This is a genomic window from Bacillus pretiosus (genome assembly GCF_051294775.1).
Taxonomy (GTDB): domain Bacteria; phylum Bacillota; class Bacilli; order Bacillales; family Bacillaceae_G; genus Bacillus_A; species Bacillus_A wiedmannii.
Genome location: NZ_JBPPHF010000034.1, coordinates 1 through 407, shown reverse-complemented (window position 1 = coordinate 407; position 407 = coordinate 1). Strand labels below are relative to the sequence as shown.

Genomic DNA, 407 nt, shown 5'->3' with positions numbered 1-407 from the left:
TACCAGTCTCATTTGTGTAAGAATAATTATTTAACCAAACTTCACAACCCCAGCCTCCACAGCCTTTTACTACATCTGAAGCGTTTCCAAATTCGACAATTGTTGGTGAAACATACTTTTTCATAAATATTCCTCCTGTTTTTCTTTTTTGATCTATATTACATATCCAAAATTAATTCATCTAGTGTATTAATTTTTAATTAGCATTCGCCTGATTCGCCTGGAGTATTATCTCGGCAAATACCAGTCTCATTTGTGTAAGAATAATTATTTAACCAAACTTCACAACCCCAGCCTCCACAGCCTTTTACTACATCTGAAGCGTTTCCAAATTCGACAATTGTTGGTGAAACATACTTTTTCATAAATATTCCTCCTGTTTTTCTTTTTTGATTTATATTACATAT

1 protein-coding gene is annotated in these 407 nt (G+C 32.4%); it reads right to left on the bottom strand.

Translation table 11 applies throughout. The features are described from left to right. Nucleotides 1-200 precede the first annotated feature (200 nt). The gene (locus tag ACSG5Z_RS29725; protein WP_435712735.1) at nt 201-365 is read right to left on the bottom strand and encodes a hypothetical protein; all 165 of its coding nucleotides are present in this window, start codon (nt 363-365) and stop codon (nt 201-203) included. Nucleotides 366-407: the final 42 nt, after the last annotated feature.

Excerpts from the sequence above, each read along its gene's own strand:
- ACSG5Z_RS29725 (WP_435712735.1), bottom strand. The coding sequence starts at position 365 with ATGAAAAAGTATGTTTCACCAACAATTGTCGAATTTGGAAACGCTTCA.